The organism is Pseudomonas sp. EU05-FHT14B02 (assembly GCF_058791055.1).
This window is the reverse complement of the sequence record NZ_JBYTDD010000003.1, coordinates 182,470-198,337: the sequence shown is the minus strand read 5'-3', so window position 1 is coordinate 198,337 and position 15,868 is coordinate 182,470. Positions and strand designations below refer to the sequence as shown.

Here is a 15,868-nt window from a genome sequence, read left to right as displayed (position 1 = left end):
CTTAAGGATTCAACTGCCGAACGGGGCGCACTTCGACACTGCCGACCCGGGCCGCCGGAATGTTCCCGGCGACCTGGATGGCTTCGTTTAGGTCCTTGGCATCAATCAGATAAAAACCGGCCAACTGCTCCTTGGTTTCAGCGAATGGCCCGTCGGTGATCGACATCTTGCCGTTGCGCATGCGCACCGTGGTGGCGGTCTGTACCGACTCCAGCGCCTCGGCGGCGACCATCCGGCCACTGCCCTGGATCGACTCGGCATAGGCCATGCACTCTTCGTCCTTCGGGCTTTCCGGCAGCGAATGCAGCAGCTGCTCATCGCTGTAGACCAGGCATAAATACTTCATCACGCTCTCCTTATCGAACGATCAACTATGGCCGCTGATTGGCATTCTGGCTCGGCTTCCCGACGATCAGGGCTTGAGGTCAAACAGTGTCGCGCCGCTGGTCATGTCGAATGGCGCCGACCAATGTTCGTGGACGATCTGCCACAGCCCGGCTTCTTGCCGATAGCAGGCGGTGACGCGCATCCAGCAGGACTGGGTTTCGCCCTTGTCATTGGTGCCACCGCAATTTGCCAGCCAGTGAGCGAACGCAATTTCCTGGGACGGCTCGATGGTGATTTCGTGGAATTCGAAGATGTGCGGGCCGGGGCACATTTCCATGCAGGCCTGCCAATGCGCGCGATACGCCGGCTTGCCTTTGAATTGCAGGGCCTTGACCGCGTCGAAGGAGACGATGTCATCGGCATACAGGGCCATGACTTTTTCAATGTCCTTGGCCATGACCGCCTGACGATAGTTCTCGATGAGGTTCTGGATCTGGGTTTGCGAGTTCATGGTGGTTCTCCGTGGTTTTTATAGTGAAGACACCCTTAGTCGTCCGGCGATCCGGTGAATCGACAAGTGAAATAAAAATAATCCGGGAAAGCAAACTCGCTAGAATCCGAGGCTCATTTGTGATGGAAAAAGGACACTCCCGTGACAGCCCGACTCGTGCCTTATGAAAGCCTGAACACGCTGCAGCGCCAACAGGTCGAGGCCATTGAAGTGCATTCGGAACAGATCAGATTCTCGGGTGACATCCACGGCGCCTTGCACACGCTGTTGTCCAAGCCCGGCCCCGGCGTCAAGGGCTTCGCCCTGCTGGCCGAAGGTGTGCCCGTCGCGTTCCTGCTGCTCAAGCGCCCGCCGGTGTTGCCGGCCTGGGCCGATGAGCACAGCGCCACGCTGCATGCACTGCAAGTCGATCAACGCGCTCAGGGCAAAGGCTACGGCAAGGCCTGCCTGCAGGCGCTACCCGAGGCGGCGCGCCTGGCCTGGCCGGAAATCAAGGGGCTGGAACTGTCGGTGGATGCCGACAACGAGGCGGCCATCGCCCTGTACGCCAGGTATGGCTTTGTCGACAGCGGCGAGGCGTACAAGGGCCGTATCGGCTATGAGCGACGAATGGGGTTGGTATTTTGACTGCGCGTTAGTTTTTACAGGCATTACTGACACAACACTGCCCCCTGCTCGCGATGGAGTATCAGTCGACACCACTTATGCTGACACACCTTCGCGAGCAAGCTCGCTCCCACAGGGGATCTACGTCGGATCAGAGTTCAAGCACCATCTCATGCCACGCCATGCCGCCATGGTCGGAGGCCGAGGGTTTGACGTAAGCAAAACCGAACCCGGCATACAACGGAATATGCCGCTCCTTGCACATCAAGTTGATGGTGACCTTGCCCATCCCACGCATGCGCTCGATGAACTCGCCCATCAGCAGTTTGGCCAGGCCTTGCCCCTGATAATCCGGATGCACCACCACCGACATGATCACCACGTGCGGCCCGGCCGGGTCGTGGCCGATCAGTTCCTTGAACGCCTCGTCCGACATTTCCACTTGGAACGCCGCCCCGGAATTGATGAAACCGGCGACGACTCCGTCCACTTCAGCGACGATAAAACCCTCGGGCCAAGTGGCGATGCGGGTGGCGATTTTCTCGCGGGTCGCGGCTTCGTCACCTTCGTAGGCAAGGGTTTCGATGGCAAAGCAGCGGTCCAGATCGGCGGGGGTGACGTTGCGGATGACGGTGTTCATGGCAGCTCGGGATCAGCGTGGGAAAGGCTGGGGATCATAAATCAGCCGCCGTGGGACATCGAGAGACGAATCGGCTGATCCGCCTCTCGCGCAGGTGTCATGCCTTGATCGGCAGCCAGATTTCCAGCTTGCCGGTGTTGAGCTTTGGGTTGAAGTCTTCGCTGTAGCGCTCGAACTCCGGGGCCGCCAACAGCTCGTGGCCGGACTGCGGCAGCCACGTGCCATGAATGTACTGAAAGGTTTGCGGCAAGGTGTCCAGCGGTCCCTTGTGTTCGAACACCACGTACTGCTGCGGCTGAACTTCCACCCAGCGATAGGTTTCCGGCAAGTCGTCGAGTTTGCTGATCTCGACGCCAGCGATGTAATCGAAGCCGCCCTTGCCATCGAAATTGCAGCAGACGCCGTAGGTGACTTCGCCTTTTTGGCCCGGAATATGGCCCAGATGCGGGATGAGTTTCTCCCAGAGTTCGGGAATGCCTTGCGTGGCCTGCTGGGTAAATCGTCCGCCTAGCCCTGCGATCAGCAGGAAGTGTCCGTGTTCGAAGCGTGGCTCCGCCAGTTCGACGCGTGTTTGCTCATCCATGGCTCAACTCCTGGAGCAAAAAGTGGGTTCGGCTGGGAGTATAGAAGCCAAACCCGATTCGCCCAATTACAGGGCGTGCAATTGCTCGACGGCGCCTGAACCGACAAACTCGTTGTAACCCGATAGGATCACGTAGACCGCGAAATAGCAGAAGATCGCTGCCGATGCCATGTAGGAGTAACGCAGTAACTTGTCGCCGAGCAACTTGCCGCCGTGGCTCGCAGCAAAGCACAGCCCGACACACCAGAGAATCCCTGCGCAGAGAAAACCGCCGAGAAACAACGCCGAACTGAGGGCGCCACCGCCGCCGGAACGGGCGATCAGCGTGCCACCCACCGCAGCGAACCAGAGAATCGCGCTGGGCGACGACATGGCCAGGAAGATCCCGCGAAAGAACTCCTTGCGATGGGAGTTGTGCCCCACCTCGGCCGATTGCGCCAGCACCGCTTCGTGGTGAATCGCCGAATAGATCATCTTCGCTGCGAAGTACACCAGCAGCGCCGAGCCACCGATCCACAACACCCAGCGCACGGTTTCGTACTGCAGCAACACGGTCATCCCGGCCAGCGCCAGCACCGCGTAGATCAGGTCGCCGACACAGGTTCCCAGCCCCAGCGCAAAGCCCTGGAAGTAACCGCGCTGCATGGCCAGGGTGATCATTGCGATGTTGGCCACGCCGATATCCAGGCACAGCGAGAGGCTCAGCAAGAAGCCGCTGGTAAATTCCATCGAACCCTATCCTTCGGAAAAATTTGTTTACATTGAGGCTGGACAGTCTGCCACAGCTGCCCTTACATTCCGCCACAGGTCACCGCAGTGACCAGCGTCGCTCGGACGGTTCCGGGCGCTTACGTTATCCGAGGCAACAATGGCCGAACAAGGTTCGCCGCGCCGCTTTGCGCGCATAGATCGACTCCCCCCTTACGTTTTCAACATCACTGCCGAGCTGAAGATGGCCGCCCGTCGTCGTGGCGAAGACATCATCGACTTGAGCATGGGCAACCCCGACGGCGCCACGCCGCCGCACATCGTCGAAAAGCTCGTCACGGTGGCCCAGCGCGAAGACACCCACGGCTACTCGACGTCCAAGGGCATTCCGCGCCTGCGCCGGGCGATTTCCAACTGGTACAAGGACCGCTACGAGGTCGACATCGACCCGGAAAGCGAGGCCATTGTCACCATCGGTTCCAAGGAAGGTCTGGCGCACCTGATGCTGGCCACCCTGGACCAGGGCGACACCGTGCTGGTACCGAACCCGAGCTACCCGATCCACATCTACGGTGCCGTGATTGCCGGCGCCCAGGTGCGGTCGGTTCCGCTGGTGCCGGGTGTGGATTTCTTCGCTGAACTGGAGCGAGCCATTCGCGGTTCGATCCCGAAGCCGAAGATGATGATCCTCGGTTTCCCGTCCAACCCGACCGCCCAGTGCGTGGAGCTGGATTTCTTCGAACGGGTGATCGCCCTCGCCAAGCAGTACGACGTGCTTGTGGTACACGACCTGGCCTACGCCGACATCGTCTACGACGGCTGGAAAGCCCCGTCGATCATGCAAGTGCCCGGGGCCAAGGACATTGCGGTGGAGTTTTTCACCCTGTCCAAGAGCTACAACATGGCCGGCTGGCGCATTGGCTTCATGGTCGGCAACCCGGAACTGGTCAATGCCCTGGCGCGGATCAAGAGCTACCACGACTACGGCACTTTCACTCCGCTGCAAGTGGCGGCCATCGCTGCGCTGGAAGGCGATCAGCAATGCGTGCGCGACATCGCCGAGCAGTATCGGCAGCGGCGCAACGTACTGGTCAAAGGCCTGCATGAGCTGGGCTGGATGGTCGAAAACCCGAAAGCGTCGATGTATGTCTGGGCGAAGATTCCCGAGGCCTATGCGCACCTGGGCTCGCTGGAATTCGCCAAGAAACTGCTGGCCGAAGCCAAGGTGTGTGTCTCACCGGGCGTCGGGTTTGGCGAGTACGGTGATGATCACGTGCGCTTTGCCCTGATCGAAAACCAGGACCGGATTCGTCAGGCCGTACGCGGGATTCGCGGGATGTTCAGGGCGGATGGGTTGGCACCGAAAACCAACGCCTGACACAAAATCCTGTAGGAGCGAGCAAGCTCGCTCCTACAAATCGATCACCCACAAAAAAACCGCATCGCTGCGGTTTTTTTGTGTCTGTCGAATCGCTTAAACGAACAGCGACAACAACAGGATAAAGCCCAGGCCAACCACGGAGAGGATGGTTTCCATCGCGGTCCAGGTCTTGAAGGTTTCGGCCACGGTCATGTTGAAGTACTGCTTCACCAACCAGAAACCGGCGTCGTTGACGTGGGACAGGATCAGGGACCCTGCACCGGTGGCCAGCACCAGCAGCTCACGGTTCACACCCGGAATCATCCCCACCACCGGCACCACGATGCCGGCGCCAGTGATGGTCGCCACGGTCGCTGAACCGGTCGCGATACGAATCACCGCCGCCACCAGCCAGGCCAGCAGGATCGGCGAGATCTGTGCGTTCACCGCCATGTGGCCGATCACGTCACCCACGCCGCTGGTCACCAGCATCTGCTTGAAGCCACCACCGGCACCGATGATCAGGATGATCGCGGCGGTCGGCGCGAGGCTGGCATCCAGCCATTTCATCATTTGGCTGGAACCGATGCCCTGCTTGTAGCCGAAGGTATACAGCGACAGCAGCAGCGCCAGCAGCAACGCCGAAATCGGGTGACCGATCAGGTCCATGAAGGCGCGGAAGATGTTGCCATCGGGCAGCACCACGTCGGCAAACGTCTTGAGCAGCATCAGGAACACCGGCAGCAGCACGGTCACCAGCGTGATGCCGAAGCTCGGCAGATCGGCCGAATCCGATTCCCGCGCCAGTTGATCCACGAGCTCCTGGTTCGGATGACCGGGAATGTGCTTGGCAATGAACGTACCGAAGATCGGGCCAGCGATGATGGCGGTTGGCAACGCAACGATCAGGCCGTACAGAATGGTCTTGCCGATGTCGGCACCGAACACGCCGATGGCCAGCAGCGGACCCGGGTGCGGCGGCACCAGGCCGTGTACGGCGGACAGACCGGCCAGCAGCGGGATACCGATCTTGATGATCGACACGCCGGTGCGACGGGCCACGATGAACACCAGCGGAATCAGCAGCACGAAGCCGATTTCGAAGAACAGCGGAATGCCGACCAGGAACGCGGCGAACATCATCGCCCACTGCACCTTGTCCTTGCCGAAGGCGCGGATCAACGTTTGCGCAATCTGATCCGCACCGCCTGATTCGGCCATCATTTTGCCGAGCATGGTGCCAAGCGCCAGGATGATGCCGACGAAACCAAGCACGCCACCGAAGCCGTCCTGGAACGCCTTGATGATGGTGCCGATCGGCATGCCGGAGGTCAGCCCGAGGAAGGCTGCGGCGATGATCAGTGCGAGGAATGGGTGCAACTTGAACTTGGTGATCAGGACGATAAGCCCGATCACCGTGACCACTGCATCGAGCAGCAGGAACGTCTCGTGGGACATGCCAAACATTAGGGGTGTCTCCTGGTTGTTGTTGTTATTAAAGCGGGTTGATCAGAAGTCGTGAGGACAGCGCTGTCTTTGCGAGCACAGTCATACCGCCTGTTTCAAGCCGTTCGCCTGCCACCAGGCATGAGCCTGCGCCGCCAGTTGCTCGACGCTATAGGTCGAAGCATCCAGCGCCAGGGTCAACGGCTCGCCGACGGGCGATTCGAGGGTCGCGAACTGGCTGTCGATCAGGGTCGACGGCATGAAGTGGCCTGGCCGATGGGAGACACGGTCGGCGGCGACTTCGGGGGTCAATTCAAGGAACACAAAGCCCAGGCCCGGCAAGGCACTGCGCAGACGTTCGCGATAGACGTGCTTGAGAGCCGAACAGGTCAGCACCGGGCGCTGGCCCTTGGCGTCGACACGGCGCAGTTCATCGCACAGGCTGTCGAGCCAGCCGGCACGGTCTTCATCGTTCAGGGGAATCCCTGCGCTCATCTTTTCGATATTGGCGGCAGGGTGAAAGGAGTCGCCTTCAATGGCAGTGGCGCCGCTCAAATGGCACAGGGCCTCGCTGACGCACGTCTTGCCGCAACCGGCAACGCCCATGATGACCAGGGCGGTGATGGGATGATTCATGTAACACCTCAGCGCGCAGACAGCGCTACCTTTGCCAGTTATGACACTAGACCAAAAGCAGAAGTTGCCGACGCCTTTCTTGTCATTTTATGGGTTGCAGCAGGTTAGGTCCCAACACCAAAAAGCAAGGATCAGGCGAACCCTCGCTCACGCATTTGCAGCTGCATCGAGACAGCGCTACCTTAGTGCCTTGAATTTTGTTTGGCAAGCCGTCGATGAACACAACCAAGAACGATAAAAATACTCGCACCACTGGCCGCCCTACCCTGAATGAAGTTGCCCGACTGGCCGGCGTCAGCCCGATCACCGCCTCCCGTGCCTTGCGGGGCGTCAGCACCGTGGCCACTGAACTTGTGGAAAAGGTGCAGAAAGCGGCGCTGGAGCTCAACTATGTGGTCAACCCTGCCGCCCGCGCCTTGGCCTCGGCCCAGAGCCAATCGGTGGTGGTGCTGGTGCCTTCACTGTCCAACTTGTTGTTCATCGATACCCTGGAAGCCATTCATCGGGTTTTACGCCCCAAGGGCTTCGAAGTGCTGATCGGCAACTTCCATTATTCGCGCGATGAAGAAGAAAACCTGCTGCGCAACTACATGGCCTATCAACCGCGCGGCTTATTGCTGACGGGTTTCGACCGCACCGAAAGTTCGCGGCGGATGATCGAAGCCAGCAATATTCCTTGCGTATACATGATGGAACTGGACAGCGCCGCCGGGCTCAATTGCGTTGGCTTTTCGCAACTGGCGGCCGGCGAAACAGCTGCCGAACACTTGCTGTCTCGCGGCCGCAAGCGCCTGGCCTACATCGGCGCGCAGCTGGACCAGCGCACCTTGTTGCGCGGCGAAGGGTTCCGCAAAGCGCTGCAAAAGGCCGGTCGGTATGACCCGGACCTGGAAGTGCTGACGCCCCGCTCCTCCTCCGTCGGCCTCGGCGGCGAGTTGTTCCTGCAACTGCTGGCCAGTCACCCGGATGTCGATGCGATCTTCTTCGGCAACGACGACCTGGCCCAGGGCGCCTTGCTTGAAGCCATGCGCAACGGGATCAAGATCCCCGAACAAGTGGCGATCCTCGGCTTCAACGACTTGCCCATGTCCGAACACATGGTCCCGCGCCTGAGCAGCATCAACACCCCCCGCGAAGCCATCGGCCGCCGAGCGGCGGAGCAGATGCTGACACTGATGGCCGGCAATACCGTGGCCAAACCGGTGCAGGACATGGGGTTTGAGTTGAAGGTGCGGGAGAGTACCTGAGCCTTGGTTGTTCCCACGCGGAACGTGGGAACAACCATTCAAGCGTGTTTTCAGTCTTGTGGGTCAAGGTTATCCAGTACCCGATTCACCGCCAGCTCGGCCAGCATGATGATCTGCGCAATCGCCAGCGCCGTGTTGCGCTGGCTACCTTCCAGAAAGGTAGCAAAGTCATTGGTCATGACACTCGCCGAGGCCAGTGATTCGCAGGCGTGCGCCAACAGCGTTTCGTTGTTGATGCCAGGCGAGATGGAGAACATGGGGCTTGGATTGCGTGGGGGGTTGGGCGTGGGTTTGAACATGGCAATGCTCCTAGAGTGATGGAGCTGCCACAGTTCGCTGCTAGACGAAAGTTAAGGTGGCAGCCGTGCGTGGGCTAGCAGACCAGGACTCTAGAACCCGGTAGACCCGAAGGTCTTCCCACACACAGCCGCCATAACGTGAACCGATCACGAACGGTGGACGCCATGCGTCTAAAGTATCCAGGCTGCTAGACCCGATCGCTGAATTTGCAGCGACACGGAACGATAGAGTCCGGATACCAGGCGCACAAGTCGGCGGATTCTGGCGTAGTCGTAGGTAATTGCGCAAGAAACCACTGCCTGCGGAAATCCTCTGAAACCCCTTGCCTACAGGCCATTCCTACAGGTTTACGTCTGGTCCTGCGGATCCTGCAGACTTGATGTCAGCCGTCGGCAGGCACACTATGAATTCCCGACGCCTCGATTCGCTGACGGAGTAGCAAAATGGAACATGCACTGAAGATTCTCGGCAAAGCCTCGTCCATCAATGTCAGAAAAGTCCTGTGGACTTGCGAAGAACTGGGTATTGCCTACGAGCGCGAGGACTGGGGCAGCGGCTTCGCGTCCACCCACAGCCCCGAGTTTCTCAGGTTCAACCCCAACGCCAAGGTGCCGGTGATCATTGACGACGCCGGTGTGCTGTGGGAGTCCAACACCATTTGCCGTTACCTGGCCGGCAAACACCACCACCATCACAGCGAGTTACTGCCCACCGAACCTGCGGCACGCGCCCGGGTGGAACAGTGGATGGACTGGCAAGCCACCGAGCTCAATCCATCGTGGAGTTATGCATTCATGGCGCTGGTGCGCAAGGACCCGGAGTTCCAGGACGCCCATCGCCTCGAAGTCGGCGTCCGCGGCTGGAACCAGATGATGGGCATCCTCGAACAGCAACTCGCGACTACCAAGGCCTATGTCGCCGGACCACGGTTTACCCTGGCCGACATCGTCATCGGCCTGTCGGTCAACCGCTGGCTGATGACCCCGATCGAGCGTCCGGACTACCCCGCCGTCGATGAGTATTTCAAACGCCTGGCGCAACACCGCGGTTTCCTGAAGCATTGCTGCAACGGCTTGCCTTGAGGAGCCGCAAAATACCGCGCTGTTTCTTGTAGGAGCGAGCTCGCTCGCGATGGACCCAAGAGCGCCGCGTTCAGCCAGGAAACACGCGTTATCGTTATCGACCATCGCGAGCAAGCTCGCTCCTACAGTGGATCGGCGTTTTTTTGTGGGAGCGAGCTCGCTCGCGATGGACCCAAGAGCGCCGCGTTTAGCCAGGAAACACGCGTTATCGTTATCGACCATCGCAGTTACCGCGACTAGTTCAATTGCAACGTCGAGTTGAACTGACTGATCGCATCCACCACATGCCGCGAGCCCTGCTGGATTTCCAGGATCACTTCCCCCGCCTCGTTCGCCAGTTCCACGCCGAGGCCGGTTCGACTCAGACTCGATTGCATGCTCGACACCGCGCTGAGCGACAAATCGTGGTTCTTGCGCACCACCTCGACAATCTCCAGCGTCGCCTGACTGGTGCGCGCCGCAAGGCTGCGCACTTCATCGGCCACCACCGCAAACCCGCGACCGTGTTCACCGGCCCGGGCCGCTTCAATCGCCGCGTTGAGCGCCAGCAGGTTGGTCTGATCGGCAATGCCGCGAATGGTCTGCACGATGGTGCCGATGATGTCGGACTGCTTGCTCACGGCGTCAATGCTCAGTGCCGCCTCGTTCAAGTCCCGGGAAATATCCTGGATGATCTGCACCGTCTGCTGCACCACCTCGGACCCCTTGCGCGCACAGACGTCGTTTTGTACCGAAGTGCTGTGGGCCGATTCTGCGGCGGTTTGCAGAGTGGTCATCTGGTGGGTGATATCGCTGGCGAACTTGACCACTTTGTACAACCGCCCCTTGGCGTCGAACAACGGGTTGTAGGAGGCTTCCAGGAATATCGTCTGACCTTGCTTGTTCCTGCGTTCGAAACGATGGGAGTGATATTCGCCGCGGTTGAGCGAAGCCCAGAAATTCCGGTAGCCCTGGGACTCGGCCTCGGCACGGTGGCAGAACAGGCTGTGATGCTGCCCCACCACTTCGTTGAGCGGGTACTGCATGGTTTTCAGGAAGTTCTCGTTGGCGGTGATGACCTTGCCTTCGGGCGTGAATTCGATCACGGCCATCGAACGGCCGATCGCGGCGAGCCTGCTTTCGTTTTCGTGCTCCTTGTTGATCCGTGCGGTGATGTCGGTAGCCACCTTGATCACACTTTTCACCTGCCGGTCGGGGCCCAGCACCGGCATGTAACTGGCTTCGAGCCAGATCTCCCGGCCACTCTTGTGCAAGCGCAAAAAGGTCCCGCTCAGCGGCTCGCCCCGCGCCAGATCACGCCATAACTTGGCGTACTCATCGCTGCGGTAATACTGTTCTTCACAAAAGACCCGGTGATGTTTGCCGCGCACTTCGTCAGCGCTGTAGCCCATGGCATTGCAAAAATTTTCGTTGGCATCGATGACGATGCCGTCCGGAGTGAATTCAATCATCGCCATCGAATGACTGATCGCCGCCAACTTGGCATTAGCCTCAGTCAGCGCGCAGCTGAACCGTTCAATTTCCAGCAGGTCGGCCTTGTGATGTAGGTTGAACATTGTCGTATCACCTTCCGCGCGGTTTTTTGATTGATGAACGTTGCAGGTCTTTCAAATCCACCACTACGCTCCGTGAAACAGGCACACGCATCCCTCCAAAAAGAAGGACTAGTCAGGTGATAAATGATGTTCAATCGGAGGGTCCTTACAGCGACACGCTCATCAAGACATCCTTCTCTTGATAGCCCGCATGCGGGCCAGCCCTAACAGGTTCACAACAAATTCCATTTAGCGGACAGCTCCTTGCCATCAAGTGTTGGTGCCTTCGATTGCGCACTCTTGCGACCAGACATCGACCGCCCCATCACGGTCGATATAGCTAGTTACAGCTGATCATAGACAGCAACCTTGGGTTTGCAAGGCCACTAGTACGCCATCACCAAGGACAAAATCGGTTCAGCTACTTGCGGGGGCGTTAGCGTCTGTCGAGCTTGAAAACGGCACTGGCTACCAAACTGGCGTAAGACTTGAGATCAATCGCGAGCCTGCTCGCGATTGCCACCTTCCAGACACTACAAGCTGGCACTCACCTTGGTGGCCACCTCTCCCGGCACCCAACCCTTCCATACCTGCGGCTGCTCGCGCAAAAACGCTTCGGCGACTTCCCGCGGTTTTTGCCGTTTTTCACTCATCTGGCCCAAGGTCTGGTTCAACAGATCAATCGGCAAATCGACCTTTTCAAAGAACGTCACCAAGTCCGGGTATTGCGCCTTGAACGGTGCCGATACGCCAATGGCCAGACTGGCCGGCATCGAACGCGTGCCTTTGGGGTTCGGGTTGTTGGCATCGGCCAGGGTTTTCCAGGCTTCGGCATCAAACGGCGGCTCGTCGAGTTTCACCAGTTTAAAACGCCCCAACAGCGGTGTTGGCGACCAGTAGTAGAACAGCACCGGTTTGCCACGGCGGATCGACGACGCCACCTCGGCATCCAGTGCAGCACCGGACCCGGTGCGGAAGTTGACGTAGCTGGCGGTCAGGTCATAGGCCTTGAGTTTCTGGCTGTTGACGATTTCCGAGGTCCAGCCGGTCGGGCTGTTGAGGAAGCGTCCGCGGCTCGGGTCTTCGGGGTCGCGGAACACGTCCTTGTATTTCGCCAGGTCAGCAACGGATTTCAGCTCCGGAGCCAAGGGCTTGATGCCGCGCTCCGGATCGCCCTTGATCACGTACTCCGGCACCCACCAGCCTTCGGTGGCGCCTTTGACCGTATCGCCAAGGCCGAACACCTTGCCCTCCGCCGCCGCCTTGACCCAGGCAGGGCTGCGTCCGGCCCACTCTTCACCGATGACCTGGATGTCGTTTTTGGCCAGCGCCGCTTCCAGGCTGACGGTGCTGCCCGGCAGCGTGTCGGTCGGGTAGCCGTAACCTTTTTCAACGATCAGGCGCAGGATTTCGGTGATGAGGCTGCCACTTTCCCAAGTGATGTCACCAAAGTGAATAGGTGCCGCTTTTTCCGTGGCCGATGCCGGGTGGGACAACAGGCTCAGGGCCAGCAACGAACTGCCGAGCAGGGTTTTGATCGATCTCATGCGGACCTCTTGTTCTGGAGGGGACGGTTCAGGGATTGGTTGGCGCTGTGCCGGTCGCACAGGGCCTGGGAGCGGGTCATGTAATCGCTGACTGAACGCAGGGAGATGCCCAGCGCAGCGGCTATTTGCGGATAGGTCAGGCCGTCGATCCGCGACAGCAGGAAGGTCGAGCGCACTTTGCCAGGCAGCCGCTGAAGACTGCGATCCACGCGGGTCAGGGTCTGGGACACCTGAGCCAGTTCCTCCGGCGATTGGGCGTGGATCGACTCGGCCTGTTGCAGTTGTTGAAGGTACTGGCGCTCCAGGTCACCTCGACGCCAACGCTGATAGAGCAGGCGCTGGGCGATGGTGGTGAGCAACGCACGGGGTTCACGGATTGCCGTCAGGCCAGGAGCCTGCAGCAGTTGCACGAAGGTTTCGCAGGCAATGTCTTCGACAGCGGCGGCATCGTTCAGGGACTGACGCAGGCGTGTGCAGAGCCAGAGGTAGTGGGCGCGGAACAATCCGTCCACCTGTTTGCGATGAAGAATATCGGCGCCGGACATAGGGGCTCCTGGGTTAGGGGTCGCTGAATGTCCGGTGGTCCGGTGAGGCGAATCCTAGCAAGGAGCCTTATTCATTAATAATATTTAAAACTTATTTTTATATTCTCTAATGGAATTAAAAAGAATACCTGACAGGCCGCTATCGCAAATCCCCATACCCCAGCACCTCGGCCTCACGCTGGTAGTCGAGCACAATCCGATAGTCGCTTTCGTTGGTGGGCAGTACCTCTGGCAAACCGAGGGTTTCGACAACTTCCGGCAGCTCGCGCAACGCCTGGTTCATCACTTGCAGGAGCTCCTCAGCCTGCTCATCCGTGACCGTCGCGGCGGTAATGAACGGTAAGGCAGGACTGAGCGCACTGCGGGCAATCACCCGCAAACCGGCCACTTCCTCTGCGGCGTGGCGTGCCAGATAGGCAAAAGTCACGCTGTCGATGGCCGCCAGATCGGCAAGGTCTTCGCGCAACCAGCGCAGACTTTCGCGATGGCTACCGCTGATTCCGACCTTGGCAAAAAACCGCCCGTCACGTTGCAAGGATGCCAAACGGTGGCGTAGCAAATTCATGCCGCTGTTGGAGTCCTGGCTGTTGATCACCCCTCGGCTGTGGCGAAAATCCGCCAAGGTCTGTCGCCGATCATCGACGCGGCACAACAGCAGGCTGCAATGATTGCCGCCACTGCTGTCCGGCAGCTCATAACGAGGCCGCCCCAGCACCCGGACCTTGCCGCGCAATGCCGTCATCAGCGGATAGCCGCAGGTTTGGGTGAGCAACAAGTGCGGCGACAACCACAAGTCCATCAGTGACAGGCCTTCGGCATCCCGGCGGGTGTCGCCCAGGTGCTCGAGGATTCGCGTCAGCCAGCGTTCGTTGGCCTGGTGGATGGGTTCGGGGGCGGTGTACATCAGCAGTTCGGCGAAGTGTTGGGTCATCGAAGTTTTCCATGTAACAAAGCCCCCCTGTGGGAGCGAGCTTGCTCGCGATAGCGGTGTGACATATTGCCTGGATGTTGACTGACACGACGCCATCGCGAGCAAGCTCGCTCCCACAAGGGAACTCAGTTGGTAGCAAAAAATCAGTAAAACGGATGCCTCGGGCTGTCGATGGCCTTTACAGCATGTTCTCGCCACAACTGCCCATAACCCCGCACCAGAAACCCGCCGCTACGCGCCAGCCATTGTTCGCGGCGGGCTCTGTAGGCGCAGGGCAAGTCGTACCAGGGCAACCCCGGCAACTCGTGGTGCACCAGATGAAAATTGAGGTTCAGGAACAGCCAGCGCCACGGCCACGCCGCTTCATTGAGCACCGTGCGCTGCTCCGGCGCGGCATGAGGTCGATGCTCATAGTAGGAGCGAATCATGGCGATCGACAGCGCCGGCACACTGATCAAAAACAGGTAATACCAAACCGGCAACAGGCTGAAGTTCGCGATGAACAGCAGCATCAACCCGCTGATCAAGCCGTGACTCAACCACATCAGCCAAGCCTGTCGCTCGCCTGCCCTGAGGCGTTGCAGCTCTTCACGGGCCAATGCCAACAAGGCCAGCGGTGCCCCCAGGGAAAAACGACCGAGCACGGTTTTGTTCAGCCAGTGCAGGCTGCGCACCAGTGGTGAACTGCCCTGCCACTGCCCGGCGCTCAAGTAACGGCTTTCCGGATCGCGACCGGGGATCGTCAGGTCCTCGTCGCGGTGATGCTGCAAATGGCTGTCGCGATACAGGGTGTACGGATACCAGACGGCAAACGGCGCGTAGCCAAGGATTTTGTTCAGGGTTGGCCAGCGCGTGGGATGACCGTGCAGCAGTTCGTGTTGCACGGATAACCACAGCACCAGCAATGGAGTCAGCAACAGCGTGCTCCACCATAAACCCAATCGATGGCTGTTCAACACGATGCCAAACCAGCCGCCATACACACCGATCAACAGCAACCAGGTCGGCCATTCGGTGCGCGCGGTGAAGCGTCGGCGCAGGGTTTCGATTTCTTCTTGGTGGGCGCTATCAAAGTAATGAGGCATGGCGTTGCTCAGATCGGGGACCAGTCCCCTTCTGTGCAATGGCCTTGGGAAATCTTGCAGATTATTTTCAGGAGGATCGCTCCCATGTTGCATGGGAGCGATCAATCAACGCGGATCAGTGACCGAATACACCAACTTTTTTGGCCTTCTTGTCCGCACGCTTTTCAATGGCGGTTTTCACCGGTTTCTTTTTCGCCGATTTCTTTGAATCCATACCTTTGGACATGATGCGTACTCCACTCGTGGGGATGTGAGATCAGGTATACACCTATCCCGACGCGCGCGTTCTTTTATAATCGCCCGCTTTGCCTACCGACAGTCCAAAACCATGCCCGAGACCCGATACACCCTGCTCGACGAGCCGTTATGGCCATTGATGAACAAGTTCTACCGCGCTCACCAATCGTCGATGAAGGCTGTGCGCGACGCACAGTTGTGGGTGGCCCGACGTGACCAGATAGTTGCCGCGCTGTGTTTGCGTCCGGTCTCCGGCGGGCATTGGCTGACCGGGTTGTTTGTCGATCCGGCCTGTCGCGAACAAGGGCTTGCCGCCGGGTTGATTGCGGCAGCGGTGAAGGATTGCGAACAGCCGGTGTGGCTGTTCTGTCATCCGGATTTGCGGGGGTTTTATGAGCGCCGCGGCTTTACTTTCGATCCGCCGATGCCTTACGCGATGGTTGAACGGTTGAGCCGTTATGCCCGCAGTAAACCGATGATTGCGATGGGGTTGGAGCCCTGAACCTTGTAGGAGCGAGCTTGCTCGCTCCTACAAGGCTTTG

General features: G+C 59.2%; 17 protein-coding genes and 2 pseudogenes. 5 read left to right on the top strand and 14 right to left on the bottom strand.

Annotated features, from left to right (window positions below; all coding sequences use genetic code 11):
- Position 1: 1 nt before the first annotated feature.
- Together AC3WTM_RS04700 and AC3WTM_RS04695 are read right to left on the bottom strand one after the other, a co-directional pair.
- Positions 2–346: a YciI family protein gene (locus AC3WTM_RS04700; RefSeq protein WP_102670306.1), complete on the bottom strand. Its 345-nt coding sequence runs from the start codon at positions 344–346 to the stop codon at positions 2–4.
- A 66-nt stretch (positions 347–412) separates the two neighbouring features.
- Positions 413–838 carry a YybH family protein gene (locus AC3WTM_RS04695; RefSeq protein ID WP_095944534.1) on the bottom strand — a complete coding sequence of 142 codons (426 nt, stop codon included), beginning with the start codon at positions 836–838 and terminating at the stop codon, positions 413–415.
- A gap of 141 nt (positions 839–979) precedes the next feature.
- Between AC3WTM_RS04695 and AC3WTM_RS04690 the strand changes: the two genes are divergently transcribed.
- Positions 980–1,465 carry a GNAT family N-acetyltransferase gene (locus AC3WTM_RS04690; protein WP_102670307.1) on the top strand — a complete coding sequence of 162 codons (486 nt, stop codon included), beginning with the start codon at positions 980–982 and terminating at the stop codon, positions 1,463–1,465.
- 130 nt (positions 1,466–1,595) lie between these two features.
- Here the strand turns inward: AC3WTM_RS04690 and AC3WTM_RS04685 are convergent, their stop codons facing one another.
- The 3 genes from AC3WTM_RS04685 to AC3WTM_RS04675 form a co-directional block, all read right to left on the bottom strand.
- On the bottom strand, positions 1,596–2,084 hold the full coding sequence (locus AC3WTM_RS04685) for a GNAT family N-acetyltransferase (protein WP_102670308.1): 489 nt from the start codon (positions 2,082–2,084) through the stop codon (positions 1,596–1,598).
- Between the two features lie 97 nt (positions 2,085–2,181).
- Entirely contained in the window at positions 2,182–2,667 is a 486-nt protein-coding gene (locus AC3WTM_RS04680) for a GyrI-like domain-containing protein (protein WP_102670309.1), read from the bottom strand.
- Positions 2,668–2,733: 66 nt separating this feature from the next.
- Positions 2,734–3,396 carry a LysE family translocator gene (locus AC3WTM_RS04675; protein ID WP_057713576.1) on the bottom strand — a complete coding sequence of 221 codons (663 nt, stop codon included), beginning with the start codon at positions 3,394–3,396 and terminating at the stop codon, positions 2,734–2,736.
- 139 nt (positions 3,397–3,535) lie between these two features.
- Between AC3WTM_RS04675 and alaC the strand changes: the two genes are divergently transcribed.
- The gene (alaC, locus tag AC3WTM_RS04670; RefSeq protein WP_057713575.1) at positions 3,536–4,753 is read left to right on the top strand and encodes an alanine transaminase; all 1,218 of its coding nucleotides are present in this window, start codon (positions 3,536–3,538) and stop codon (positions 4,751–4,753) included.
- A 96-nt stretch (positions 4,754–4,849) separates the two neighbouring features.
- On the opposite strand, the gene AC3WTM_RS04665 is transcribed toward alaC, so the two are convergent.
- Both AC3WTM_RS04665 and AC3WTM_RS04660 read right to left on the bottom strand, forming a co-directional pair.
- Positions 4,850–6,202 (bottom strand): GntP family permease, encoded by a 1,353-nt coding sequence (locus tag AC3WTM_RS04665; RefSeq protein ID WP_015096544.1) that lies wholly within the window; start codon positions 6,200–6,202, stop codon positions 4,850–4,852.
- Positions 6,203–6,283: 81 nt separating this feature from the next.
- Complete coding sequence (locus tag AC3WTM_RS04660) at positions 6,284–6,817, bottom strand: gluconokinase (protein WP_090457379.1); 534 nt, start codon at positions 6,815–6,817, stop codon at positions 6,284–6,286.
- Positions 6,818–7,032: 215 nt separating this feature from the next.
- Here AC3WTM_RS04660 and gntR point away from each other — a divergent pair, with 215 nt between their 5' ends.
- Positions 7,033–8,064, top strand: coding sequence for an HTH-type transcriptional regulator GntR (gene gntR, locus AC3WTM_RS04655; RefSeq protein ID WP_057713572.1), 1,032 nt, complete (start codon positions 7,033–7,035; stop codon positions 8,062–8,064).
- Positions 8,065–8,114: 50 nt separating this feature from the next.
- On the opposite strand, the gene AC3WTM_RS04650 is transcribed toward gntR, so the two are convergent.
- Positions 8,115–8,363 carry a DUF6124 family protein gene (locus tag AC3WTM_RS04650; protein WP_007974480.1) on the bottom strand — a complete coding sequence of 83 codons (249 nt, stop codon included), beginning with the start codon at positions 8,361–8,363 and terminating at the stop codon, positions 8,115–8,117.
- A gap of 444 nt (positions 8,364–8,807) precedes the next feature.
- Here AC3WTM_RS04650 and AC3WTM_RS04645 point away from each other — a divergent pair, with 444 nt between their 5' ends.
- The gene (locus tag AC3WTM_RS04645) at positions 8,808–9,446 is read left to right on the top strand and encodes a glutathione S-transferase family protein (RefSeq protein WP_102670310.1); all 639 of its coding nucleotides are present in this window, start codon (positions 8,808–8,810) and stop codon (positions 9,444–9,446) included.
- Between the two features lie 236 nt (positions 9,447–9,682).
- On the opposite strand, the pseudogene AC3WTM_RS04640 reads toward AC3WTM_RS04645, so the two are convergent.
- The 6 genes and pseudogenes from AC3WTM_RS04640 to AC3WTM_RS04615 form a co-directional block, all read right to left on the bottom strand.
- Positions 9,683–10,090, bottom strand: a pseudogene (locus tag AC3WTM_RS04640) (methyl-accepting chemotaxis protein); the annotation flags it as partial.
- A gap of 138 nt (positions 10,091–10,228) precedes the next feature.
- Positions 10,229–11,002: pseudogene (locus AC3WTM_RS04635) on the bottom strand (PAS domain-containing protein); the annotation flags it as partial.
- Positions 11,003–11,514: 512 nt separating this feature from the next.
- Positions 11,515–12,528: an ABC transporter substrate-binding protein gene (locus tag AC3WTM_RS04630; protein ID WP_057399024.1), complete on the bottom strand. Its 1,014-nt coding sequence runs from the start codon at positions 12,526–12,528 to the stop codon at positions 11,515–11,517.
- Positions 12,525–13,073, bottom strand: a complete 549-nt coding sequence (locus AC3WTM_RS04625; protein ID WP_102670312.1) for a sigma-70 family RNA polymerase sigma factor — start codon at positions 13,071–13,073, stop codon at positions 12,525–12,527. Before AC3WTM_RS04625 ends, AC3WTM_RS04630 begins: the two co-directional genes overlap by 4 nt.
- Before the next feature lie 139 nt (positions 13,074–13,212).
- Positions 13,213–14,004 carry a phosphate/phosphite/phosphonate ABC transporter substrate-binding protein gene (locus AC3WTM_RS04620; RefSeq protein WP_102670313.1) on the bottom strand — a complete coding sequence of 264 codons (792 nt, stop codon included), beginning with the start codon at positions 14,002–14,004 and terminating at the stop codon, positions 13,213–13,215.
- A 143-nt stretch (positions 14,005–14,147) separates the two neighbouring features.
- Positions 14,148–15,089 carry a fatty acid desaturase gene (locus tag AC3WTM_RS04615; RefSeq protein WP_102670314.1) on the bottom strand — a complete coding sequence of 314 codons (942 nt, stop codon included), beginning with the start codon at positions 15,087–15,089 and terminating at the stop codon, positions 14,148–14,150.
- 328 nt (positions 15,090–15,417) lie between these two features.
- Here AC3WTM_RS04615 and AC3WTM_RS04610 point away from each other — a divergent pair, with 328 nt between their 5' ends.
- Positions 15,418–15,828, top strand: a complete 411-nt coding sequence (locus tag AC3WTM_RS04610; RefSeq protein ID WP_102670315.1) for a GNAT family N-acetyltransferase — start codon at positions 15,418–15,420, stop codon at positions 15,826–15,828.
- Positions 15,829–15,868 lie beyond the last annotated feature (40 nt).

Excerpts from the sequence above, each read along its gene's own strand:
- AC3WTM_RS04700 (WP_102670306.1), bottom strand. The coding sequence starts at position 346 with ATGAAGTATTTATGCCTGGTCTACAGCGATGAGCAGCTGCTGCATTCG.
- AC3WTM_RS04695 (WP_095944534.1), bottom strand. The coding sequence starts at position 838 with ATGAACTCGCAAACCCAGATCCAGAACCTCATCGAGAACTATCGTCAG.
- AC3WTM_RS04685 (WP_102670308.1), bottom strand. The coding sequence starts at position 2,084 with ATGAACACCGTCATCCGCAACGTCACCCCCGCCGATCTGGACCGCTGC.
- AC3WTM_RS04680 (WP_102670309.1), bottom strand. The coding sequence starts at position 2,667 with ATGGATGAGCAAACACGCGTCGAACTGGCGGAGCCACGCTTCGAACAC.
- AC3WTM_RS04675 (WP_057713576.1), bottom strand. The coding sequence starts at position 3,396 with ATGGAATTTACCAGCGGCTTCTTGCTGAGCCTCTCGCTGTGCCTGGAT.
- alaC (WP_057713575.1), top strand. The coding sequence starts at position 3,536 with ATGGCCGAACAAGGTTCGCCGCGCCGCTTTGCGCGCATAGATCGACTC.
- AC3WTM_RS04665 (WP_015096544.1), bottom strand. The coding sequence starts at position 6,202 with ATGTTTGGCATGTCCCACGAGACGTTCCTGCTGCTCGATGCAGTGGTC.
- AC3WTM_RS04660 (WP_090457379.1), bottom strand. The coding sequence starts at position 6,817 with ATGAATCATCCCATCACCGCCCTGGTCATCATGGGCGTTGCCGGTTGC.
- gntR (WP_057713572.1), top strand. The coding sequence starts at position 7,033 with ATGAACACAACCAAGAACGATAAAAATACTCGCACCACTGGCCGCCCT.
- AC3WTM_RS04650 (WP_007974480.1), bottom strand. The coding sequence starts at position 8,363 with ATGTTCAAACCCACGCCCAACCCCCCACGCAATCCAAGCCCCATGTTC.
- AC3WTM_RS04645 (WP_102670310.1), top strand. The coding sequence starts at position 8,808 with ATGGAACATGCACTGAAGATTCTCGGCAAAGCCTCGTCCATCAATGTC.
- AC3WTM_RS04630 (WP_057399024.1), bottom strand. The coding sequence starts at position 12,528 with ATGAGATCGATCAAAACCCTGCTCGGCAGTTCGTTGCTGGCCCTGAGC.
- AC3WTM_RS04625 (WP_102670312.1), bottom strand. The coding sequence starts at position 13,073 with ATGTCCGGCGCCGATATTCTTCATCGCAAACAGGTGGACGGATTGTTC.
- AC3WTM_RS04620 (WP_102670313.1), bottom strand. The coding sequence starts at position 14,004 with ATGACCCAACACTTCGCCGAACTGCTGATGTACACCGCCCCCGAACCC.
- AC3WTM_RS04615 (WP_102670314.1), bottom strand. The coding sequence starts at position 15,089 with ATGCCTCATTACTTTGATAGCGCCCACCAAGAAGAAATCGAAACCCTG.
- AC3WTM_RS04610 (WP_102670315.1), top strand. The coding sequence starts at position 15,418 with ATGCCCGAGACCCGATACACCCTGCTCGACGAGCCGTTATGGCCATTG.